The sequence below is a fragment of the Paenibacillus sp. 01T422 genome, from assembly GCF_056398785.1.
In genome coordinates, this window is record NZ_JBFTQB010000145.1 from 1 (window position 1) to 9,410 (window position 9,410).

A 9,410-nucleotide genomic window follows, 5' to 3' on the forward strand; every position below is an offset into this window, starting at 1 on the left:
GCTTTATAGAGTTCTACAGCCTTAGGAACTCTTACTTTGGGGGCTCTAATGCTTCCAAACACTAAAATAAAATCAGCATTTTGCCCATCATCGTCCATGTCTTCAAAGATTATTCGATTAATCATTTTTTTATCAAGAGCTTGCGGGTCTAATTCGGACAGAAACATAATGCCCTCCTAAAAGCGAATATTTCCCTATTATGCTGGTGGAATCCGATGCTTCGTAGCCTGTTCATAAGCATACGCAAGCTTGATTAGGATAGGCTCACTATAGGCAGTGCCAGAAAAGACAATGCCGAACGGTCCTTTCGTAATCCACCCCTCGGGTGTCGTGCTTCCTACAGATGCATACCCTGCTGGGACAGTAATTAAAGGGTATCCTGCCCTTCCCGCGATATCCGTACCGTCGTAGTTACCAGGCAGTAATAAGGCATCCAGACTGTGTTGATCCAACACAGCATCGATTCCTTTAGCACGAGAATACTCCTCATTCTTTCGTTTACTCTCCAGATAATCTGGCTCCTCCAGCGAGCCGGATGTTTCATCACACCAAATTAGGCGGGATTGACCATATTTCAGAGCAACATCTGCATGATTATAATTAAATGCTATCACTTCCGACAATGTACGAACAGGTACGGATACGGGTAGTCTGGCTAAGTAATCATTGACATACTTTTTAAACTCATGACGCTTAACATCAAAATCCCAGTTCACCAGCTCACAAGGAAGAGATACAGGGTCGACAATGGTAGCTCCTTCCTTTTTTAAGAGAGCTATAGCTGACTCCATAATCTCTAATCTCTCAGGATCCAAGTTCTGATAATAAAATCTCGGGATGCCTATTCTAGCTTTTTTCAAAAAGCTTCGATCGAGGAATTGCGTATAATCCTTATACGAGCGGTTAACACTTTTGAAGGTGCTAGGATCCCGTTCATCAACGCCTGTCATTATTCCCAACAAAATGGCCGCGTCTTTTACCGTTCTAGTCATAGGACCCGGCGTATCTTGACTATTCGAGATCGGGATGACCCCTGCTCGACTAATTAAACCGACAGTCGGCTTCAATCCGACGATGAAATTTTGGCTCGYTGGACAAATGATMGACCCGGTTGTCTCTGTTCCAATAGCTGCAGCTGCCAAGTTTGCCGCAATAGCCGCTGCCGASCCTGARCTGGATCCRCCGACAAAGAATTCCCCTGGTCCATAGGGGTTCAAAGTTAGCCCGCCTCTTGAGCTATARCCTGCCCACATRGTGGAAGACATAAAATTAGCCCACTCGGTCATATTCGCCTTSCCTAGGAGAACAGCGCCTGCTGAACGAAGCTGCGCTGCCACCCAGGAGTCTTCCACTGCWTAGGAAKMMGCTAGAGCTACAGCTCCCGCGCTTGTGTGCATGTTATCATCGGTATCAATGTTATCCTTCAATAGAAGGGGAATTCCATGCATTGGCCCTCGACTTCCCATGCATGCCCGTTCTTTATCTAATGCACGTGCAATTTCGATGGCATCAGGATTAATTTCAATGATCGTATTTAGACCAGAATACCTTTGAATTCTTTCTAAATAAATATTGATAAGATCTTCTGATGTCGTATTGCCTGACTCCATAGCTATCTGCATGCTGTTGAAATCAGCCTCAATAATCCATTTATCTAGTAGGTCTTGCATTCAATCGCTCCTTTAATCTAGCATTGTGAGTGCCACTATCACTGCTTTCTCCTTATCAAGGGTAGCACTTGGCGTTATCTGATTAAAGATTGATTATGGTTATAATCAAAATTACCTACAAAAATCATGCTCGTTCGTATAGCCGTAGTTGACGCTCTCCATCGTAGACCCCCATCCGTGATACAATACAACTTGGCCAATAGGCTCTGATGATGGAATACCCCCCCTTATTTTACCATATGAAAGTACAGATTTATGACTCTAGATTTCAGCAACTGTGAAGATTTACGCCTTGTCTTCCTGAGGCCATATAAATTACAAGACCCGCATCCTATCGGACGCGAGCCTGTTTGTATCGAACACCTATCGCCTCATCATAGCGCTGCCTAAGTTATATGGGTCGGAGGGCTTGTTCGCCGATTCACCTTTTTCCCAAACATCGGCATACGTGACGTCTTTCTTGAATTCTTCCAACGCAAAAGAGCATGAAGGAATGATTTTGCGCCCCTTATCGCGGGCTTCGCTGACGACCATATCCAGCAGTTGTTTACCCAGTTGACGACCACGGTAGCGCGGGTCCACGTAGGTATGATCGATCACCCAAGTTCCGGTATCGACCAGCCTGTAAGTAATCTCGCCGACCTTGCCTGACAGCGTGTTGAGGATGTAGGCGTTGCCTTGCTTTTGGAGAACAATYTCGTCCTCAGCTTCGTGAAACGTGTTGCTTGCTTCCATAATGGAACACCTCCTGAATGATGTGAGGCTTGTTTGTACTTATTACCCTTTAGGATAGGCGTTGAAACAAATGATCAAAAAGATAAGTGGTTAAGGCCTTAGTAGTAAGCCTCTAATATCCTAAGCACATCTGTATTCACAAATCCTTCGATTCGTTCAATGTCATTCTCATTAAACATTTTGTCTTTAGTGCCACATACAACTAATCCACCAAATTTCTCAATTATGGGGATTGTTGATTTGATAGGTGTCAGGAATAGATGTCTTATCGTTTCATAGGATCAACCTGCACGAACAACACCTCTTTACCATTGATTCGGTCATACATTCGGTGTATATCCAGTTATTCCCTTTAATTAAGCTTCAGTTTCCATGTGTTCCTCATCGTTTGACCTATAGTAATACCAAAACAACGCCACTGCAGCAATGCAGATGAAGGAGCTGACCAAAAATCCCGAACGGATACCGAACCAGCCGGCGTACAGTCCGCCTAACAGTGAACCCACGGTCCGACTGATGGCGTTCATCGTCAGAGAATTCATCATTTGGCCGCTTGCTTTCAATTCTTTGGGCACATGTGTGTTTACGTACTCGGCGAGGCATAAATAAAACAGCATGAACGTCCCGCCATGCAGTACCCACGACGCCAAATAAACGGCTGGGCTTAGCGCGCCGCTGAACAGTAACCACCTAACGGCAAGGATAATTCCGGAGCAAAGCAAAATCTTAAAGATCCCGAACCTCCGGTAAAGTGGTTGAAAAAACAGCATGAACGGAAACTGGCTAACCGAACCTAAACTGACCCCAAGGCCGATCAGTGCTGTGCTCAGTCCCTCCTCCTTACTGTAGACGGCTTGAAACGTAGTAAAAAAGCCCAGCGTACAGTTTACAACCAGCGTGTACAAGTAGATCATAACAAGCTTTCYGCTGGTGAACAGCTGTTTCAGTTCCACCTTTGCCTTATGCTGATGGCCTTCTACCTTTGGGATCCCCCAAGCCATCAGGAAGGCGACGAACACGAGCCCGGAGAAAAGCGGGAACATATAATGCAAGTTGCGGTCCAGCAACCAACCGGCAATAACCGCCATTAAGGCATACCCGACTGATCCAGCTGTGCGGATCCGTGAGAAGTTAATTCCCGACTTACGGGAAATCTCCAGTGTGATCGTGTCTCCGAGCGGGTTGATTACACATTGGACGGCTCCGAACACAATTGTGCATACAAATAGCAACCAAAATTTATTGCCTGCCGCTGGAAGTGTCCAGACGAGGATAGAGGTCAGCAGCAGCGCGATAAGGAGCAGGTTATTTTTCGATGCAGCTCTGTCAGCGGCTAATCCCCAGCGTGGCTGAGCGATCATCGCGGTAATCGCTCCCGCAGTCGAGAGCAGACCAATCTGGAAATGATCAAGCCGCATGTCGTTGTAATAGATCGGAATATAGTTGCTGAAGGCGCCTAACGCCATGAATACCAGTGAGTAATACATGGACATGTACACGTACGTTGATTTTCCTGCCATCGAATCTTTTCCTTCCTCCTATTTTAGTTAGAAATGCCATTACACGAAATTTGCCGCTTTTTTATAGTAACCTCTTACATATTCAAACGCGTGCCACGCAGCTGCTTCATAAATCATTTTATTTGGCAATTCTTCTTTCTGAAACACTAGATTCATATGATTCTCAAGCGTGTCTCTAATTCCACCAATAATTTCGTGGATGGAGTCTATGTAGGGGAGATAATCGCTTAACAACTCTTGCGCTTTTTCAGTACTGTCATGAAGAACTAACATCGCCTCGTCCTCAGTGATCTGATAGCACTCTTTCAGAATATCTTTAATTCCATCCAATAACTCAGTGTTTTCGTCCTCTTGTAGAATCGCTAAAGGGAAATTCATTTTATGCCCACCTCCGAAAGTCTGCGACCCTTTTTTTCTCAGCAAGCAGCATTGCCACCAATAATTACTACAACGTATAATTAGATGGTATCGATATGATTATTATAGCTTACTATTTGGCCCAAAAAGTTATATTACTCAGTCACAAAATGTCACTCAAATGATATTTTATGAAAAGATAGTTTGGATGGTGATCATCATTGAAACACATAAAACAAATGGATGAACGTGCACAAGTATTTCATGTTCTTAACAAAAGAGGGATACGACTTAAATATAGAGCCGTGTCTTCAGAGTGTCCTCCTGTTACTTACCATTATCATAAAGGGATCGAGGTCTTATTTGTCCATCAAGGAAGTGGAACCCTGACTCTTAACCGCAGGATTTATAAATTAGAGGCTGGATGTGTCGTGATTTTACAACCCTTCCAGCTTCATCGTATTCAATTTGATGCCAATCCTCAACATCCATATGTACGAACGGTTTTAACCTTTGAGCCTTCCATCGTTGCACCTCATCTAAAAAATTTCTCTGTACTATCGCGTTTTTTTGATCAGGTATGGAAGGAACAAATGTCCAATCAGGTGTTTCGCGAGGAGCGCGACTCGACTTATATGGTAGGTGTTCTTGAACGATTCAATGACCTGGTAATGGGATGGAACGAAAAGGATGAAGACCACGAGACTGCGTCCATGTTGATCCTCAACATTTTAGACTATCTTATCTCGCTGCATAGTGGAGGATTTGGAGGAGTTTCCCGTCCGGATAGCCATGCTGAAAAAATAATGAATTGGGTCGAAGAGCATTTCACTGAACCTTTCGACTTGATTGAATTAGCAAGGGAACTCCATCTTTCCAAGAATCATGTTTCACGGTTATTTCGGACCGAAACAGGGGGAAGCATTACCGAATATGTGATCGCGCGAAGAATAAGACAAGCTTGCTGGTTGTTAAAAACAGAATCAAAATCTATCGAACAGATCGGATCATTGGTTGGGATACCTAATTTCCCTTACTTTTGCCGGATTTTCAAAAAGATAACGGGCTTTACTCCCATACAATATCGTAAAAGCCAGTTAAATTAATTGGATTTTACGCTTGATATTGCCCGGAGGAATATAACTTCCCGATGCATCAGTCCGGGCTTCTCGCCGAGCTTCGCAATGCAGCATTAGTGCTAGAAGGCCTTGAACTTCAGGTTCGTCAGGCTTCAAAAACGGCATCTAAGCGATGCGGTAATTCCTCGTCATTGAGCATTACGAACGCAAAGCGTTCCGTACGGATTTTTGCTTTAGCACGAGTAAGTCGTTGTCCCATCGTAGAGGGTTTTACGATGAATGCGGATGCAATACGAGAGGCGTCAATTCCGAGCACGGTCTGAAGCATAAGCGGTGTTCGGATCGACGGATCGATTGCTGGATGTGTGCAAAGAAATAGCATGTTTAATCGTTCATCGGGGAATGTAGTCTCAGTAGACGACATTTGTTGGGACTCTTCTGACAGGGCGATCAACGCAGGCATTGCTCTTTCGGAAACACGTTCACGGCGGGAGGGGTCGATAAGTTTCCTTCTAGCTACCTTAAGCAGCCAAGACTCCGGTTTATCTGGAATGCCAGCCTTCGGCCACGATTCTAATGCGGCAACAAACGCATCCTCTACAGCCTCAATATCTCGCCAGTTCAGGGTCAGATATGCAATTAATCTCCCGTAAGCATCCCGAGCCGTTTCCTCGATCATGTTGTGAGCGTTCATCATAGAATCACTTCATCGGCGGAAGATTTTCCCGGACTTCAATCGCATTAACAGGGGCTCTTGCAGCCCCGAAGTCCTCAGGGTTTTCGTAAAACATAAGTGTGAAATRCATGTTTGTTTGCTCCTTTACTCTATTTGGTTTTTTTCTCTTACATAATAAAGTCGATTTAAGGATAGCAATTACAACATTCCTGTAACATTTATTCTAAAAATGCCGAGCATCCATTGATAAAAGACCGAGAATTAGTTATTCTCTCGGCCTTTTATTGTTGCGTATTAAGGAGTTACCCTATATCCAATTCGTTATCAATAATCTAACTTATGATTTAGCAGCAAGATAAGAGGCTACCTCAGCCAAGCGAGAAGCATAACCCCATTCGTTGTCATACCAGGTTGCGACGGATAATAATTCACCTTGTACTTGGGTCAAAGGCAAGTCTATGATCGAAGAATGTGGATCAGCCACGATACGAGACGAGGCCCACTCCCCTTCAAGAACATCGAGAACGCCTTTTAACTCGCCCTCTCTTGCGGCTTCACGAAACATATCGTTAATGTCTTGAACGGTGCAGCGTTTTTCCGTTATCAGATTAAGTTCGGCGATGCTTCCGGTACGTGTCGGAATACGGTAAGCTTTGCCTGTAATTTGCAGGTCACTCCAAATAAATTTCAGAGCTTTGGCTGCACCAGAGGACGACGGAATGATGTTCTCAGCGGCTGCCCATGAATCCCGGCGGTCCTTCATCGGCTGATCCGTTAACGATTGCGTGTTCGTATACGAGTGCACCGTGGAGAATAGGCCGTATTGAATGCCATAGTTTTCTCTGACTAATTTAACTACCGGTGCAAGCGCATTGGTCGTGCAGCTCGCCATGCTAATAATTTTATGCTTCTCTGGATCGAAGCTTTCTAAATTAATTCCTTTCAGTAATACGGCGTCGCAGTCTTCTAAGGTCTTGCTCGGACCGCTGACAAGTACCCTTTTGGCGCCATGCTCCAAGTGTTTCTCAGCGACCTGTCTTGTAACGGCGCGACCGGTACAATCGATGACCAACTCAACGCCTAGCTCACCCCAATTTGGCAATTCACTGGCCGAGTTTAAATATCGTATCTCCCGATCACCTATTACAATTGCGCCTTCTTGACCCGAGACTTTCTCATGCCAACGCTTGTAATTTGTATCTACTTCAAAAAGTGCAGCGAGCGTAGCTTCATCTTTAATATCTGAGATAGAAAATGGGACAAACAAATTTTGTTGCAATCCCGCCCGAAGGAGCTGTCTTCCGATACGTCCAAATCCGAAAAGTGCAATTTTACCCATGATAGCCTCCACATAAATTAGATTAGTTTTATCTACTGCTGCTAGAGAATCGTACCTTTATATAATCATATAATACTTTGCATATCTTGTGTCGGATAAGTTTTGTTTAGAATTTTTTAACCTCGTTCCTATCAACATAGAACTTCAACAGTAAATCCACCAGGTGCTTGCACATAGAAAGTCCAAGCATGCGATCGTTGTGGGGGATTCACAGTAATACCATCATCCTTCAAGCGTTGATAGATCTCGTTCACCTTATCCTCGCTCTCTTGAATGAAGCCGATATGAAAGGTATTCGGATAGATGACCTGATCACCTTTCATCAAGGTAAGCACTAATCCACCGTCGTCAAATAGGACAGCGAACCCATTTCCACGCGTGTTTCCAAGCTGCATTCCGAAATATTTCACCATGAAATCTATAGTAGCTTTCACATCACCGACAGTTAGATTGAGATGATTTAACCTCACAAGTACACATCCTTTCTAAATAATTCGTTTTAATAACCCCGCAATTCCTGAAAGACCTGATCGTTTAGCTGTACATCCCCAGCAGCACAGGAGTCTTCTAATTGACTGATATTTTTGCAACCCGAAATTGGAAAGACAGGAAATCGATGAGCAAGCAAGTAGCCAAGAGCTACCTGAGTCATCGTGAGATTCAACTGCTGAGCGAGCGATTCGACACGCTTCAGCTTAAGTAAGTTACTTTCGTTACATAGATTCCATACGTTTTTATTCTCTGGACTAGGCTTAAGCAGCATTTCACTTGTGTAACGTCCGCTGAAAAGGCCGGATGCCTGTGAATTATAAGGGATCGCAGGCAGCCCTGTACGTTCGTGATAGTTAATCTCATGTTCATCTAACGTAACCATCATAGGATCATTTCCGGGAGGATACGATGCAAGGCTCCATTTACTTTGGCTGGCCGCAAAACTTTGCATGCCTGATCTTACTGCATATTGATGAGCAGCTTCTATGCGTTCCGATCGCCAATTCGAGCATCCAAAATATCGGATTTTACCCTGTTGCACCAAAGTATTCATTGTATCGATAATTTCCTCGACCGGTCGCTGCGGGTCATCTCTATGCAGCCAGAACAGATCGATATAATCTGTTTGCAAATGGCTGAGGCTCTGTTCCACATCAGAATAAATATCTTCCCGGCTTAAGCGCGGTATATGCATCGTCTCCAGCTCAGGGTGTGCCCCTTTCGTAGATAGCACGATATGACTGCGGTTATTGCGCAGCTTCAACCATTGCCCGATGAGCTTTTCACTGCGGCTTCGCTCGCCTGGCACCCAATCGGAGTACACTTTGGCCGTATCAAGAAAATTGCCTCCTCTGTCCAAAAAGCGATCCATCAGTTCGAAGGCATTTTCTTGGCTCACGGTTTCACCGAAGTTCGATGTACCTAGGCAAATGACGGATGGTGTTAATTCCGTGCCGGGTAATTTTTTCATTCTCATTCCTATTAACCTCCTTATGCTTATATGCCAACTAATGTATTCGTCAGCTCTTTACAGCATTTTCCTGGAACTTCATATTTCGCTCCTTGTAAATAGTCTCAACGCCACATGTTTTGATTCAGTTTGTGCTTATTGCCTTTATAATTTGATTCTTATGATGATTGTCATGATCGTTAAACTCGTGAATAATGTAAAGGAGCGAATAGGATGTGCCGGTGTGAGGGCATGTTTCTACTCCATTCGCGGTAACTTGTTTGGCAGTGACTTCAGGATCGGCTAACAACATTTCAACCAGACTAAGACGAGTTTGCTTAAATTCATTAAGCAGATGATCTTTAGTAATGCCCGATCTGGCATACTCAAAAGCAATTTCATTAAACGAATTGAAATCCGGAAATACCATTCCTTCGCCATTTCTAATCGCTGGGATAATCTTAGACATGAGGTAAGAATCCCAATTCTTAAGATGAGAAATGATTTCTGCTACTGTTGCTTTTCCTGCGGCAACTGGTTGTAACCAACTATTATTTTGTACATCATGTTAGGTATCGGTCCACTCTGTGAAT

Annotated in this window: 10 protein-coding genes and 1 pseudogene; 1 reads left to right on the forward strand and 10 read right to left on the reverse strand. The window is 44.1% G+C overall.

The genetic code is table 11. The annotated features are described in order from the left end of the window. Window positions 1–197: 197 nt before the first annotated feature. The 4 genes from AC1DUA_RS10840 to AC1DUA_RS10855 all read right to left on the reverse strand — a co-directional run bounded on the left by AC1DUA_RS10840 (window position 198) and on the right by AC1DUA_RS10855 (window position 4,303). A complete protein-coding gene (locus tag AC1DUA_RS10840; RefSeq protein WP_477499753.1) occupies window positions 198–1,670 on the reverse strand; it encodes an amidase family protein in 1,473 nt (490 codons plus the stop codon). A 363-nt stretch (window positions 1,671–2,033) separates the two neighbouring features. After that, entirely contained in the window at window positions 2,034–2,405 is a 372-nt protein-coding gene (locus AC1DUA_RS10845) for a GNAT family N-acetyltransferase (RefSeq protein WP_477499754.1), read from the reverse strand. Between the two features lie 356 nt (window positions 2,406–2,761). Next, window positions 2,762–3,925 carry an MFS transporter gene (locus tag AC1DUA_RS10850; protein ID WP_477499755.1) on the reverse strand — a complete coding sequence of 388 codons (1,164 nt, stop codon included), beginning with the start codon at window positions 3,923–3,925 and terminating at the stop codon, window positions 2,762–2,764. A gap of 39 nt (window positions 3,926–3,964) precedes the next feature. Continuing rightward, window positions 3,965–4,303 carry a hypothetical protein gene (locus tag AC1DUA_RS10855; protein ID WP_477499756.1) on the reverse strand — a complete coding sequence of 113 codons (339 nt, stop codon included), beginning with the start codon at window positions 4,301–4,303 and terminating at the stop codon, window positions 3,965–3,967. A 200-nt stretch (window positions 4,304–4,503) separates the two neighbouring features. On the opposite strand from AC1DUA_RS10855, the gene AC1DUA_RS10860 reads away from it, so the two are divergent. Then, window positions 4,504–5,388: an AraC family transcriptional regulator gene (locus AC1DUA_RS10860; RefSeq protein WP_477499757.1), complete on the forward strand. Its 885-nt coding sequence runs from the start codon at window positions 4,504–4,506 to the stop codon at window positions 5,386–5,388. On the opposite strand, the gene AC1DUA_RS10865 is transcribed toward AC1DUA_RS10860, so the two are convergent. The 6 genes and pseudogenes from AC1DUA_RS10865 to AC1DUA_RS10890 form a co-directional block, all read right to left on the reverse strand. Further along, entirely contained in the window at window positions 5,380–5,526 is a 147-nt protein-coding gene (locus AC1DUA_RS10865; RefSeq protein WP_477499758.1) for a DUF6596 domain-containing protein, read from the reverse strand. The two genes, AC1DUA_RS10860 and AC1DUA_RS10865, sit on opposite strands and share 9 nt — an antisense overlap. Then, entirely contained in the window at window positions 5,507–6,058 is a 552-nt protein-coding gene (locus AC1DUA_RS10870) for a sigma factor (RefSeq protein ID WP_477499759.1), read from the reverse strand. The genes AC1DUA_RS10865 and AC1DUA_RS10870 overlap by 20 nt, the downstream gene beginning before the upstream one ends. Before the next feature lie 316 nt (window positions 6,059–6,374). Beyond that, window positions 6,375–7,376 (reverse strand): type I glyceraldehyde-3-phosphate dehydrogenase, encoded by a 1,002-nt coding sequence (locus AC1DUA_RS10875; protein ID WP_477499760.1) that lies wholly within the window; start codon window positions 7,374–7,376, stop codon window positions 6,375–6,377. 131 nt (window positions 7,377–7,507) lie between these two features. After that, a complete protein-coding gene (locus AC1DUA_RS10880; RefSeq protein WP_477499761.1) occupies window positions 7,508–7,846 on the reverse strand; it encodes a VOC family protein in 339 nt (112 codons plus the stop codon). 29 nt (window positions 7,847–7,875) lie between these two features. Further along, window positions 7,876–8,844, reverse strand: coding sequence for an aldo/keto reductase (locus AC1DUA_RS10885; RefSeq protein WP_477499762.1), 969 nt, complete (start codon window positions 8,842–8,844; stop codon window positions 7,876–7,878). Between the two features lie 118 nt (window positions 8,845–8,962). Further along, window positions 8,963–9,358: pseudogene (locus tag AC1DUA_RS10890) on the reverse strand (DinB family protein); the annotation flags it as partial. Window positions 9,359–9,410 lie beyond the last annotated feature (52 nt).

Bases quoted from the DNA above. Each gene is read 5' to 3' on its own strand.
- AC1DUA_RS10855 (WP_477499756.1), bottom strand. From the start codon at position 4,303: ATGAATTTCCCTTTAGCGATTCTACAAGAGGACGAAAACACTGAGTTA.
- AC1DUA_RS10875 (WP_477499760.1), bottom strand. From the start codon at position 7,376: ATGGGTAAAATTGCACTTTTCGGATTTGGACGTATCGGAAGACAGCTC.
- AC1DUA_RS10870 (WP_477499759.1), bottom strand. From the start codon at position 6,058: ATGATGAACGCTCACAACATGATCGAGGAAACGGCTCGGGATGCTTAC.
- AC1DUA_RS10865 (WP_477499758.1), bottom strand. From the start codon at position 5,526: ATGCCGTTTTTGAAGCCTGACGAACCTGAAGTTCAAGGCCTTCTAGCA.
- AC1DUA_RS10885 (WP_477499762.1), bottom strand. From the start codon at position 8,844: ATGAGAATGAAAAAATTACCCGGCACGGAATTAACACCATCCGTCATT.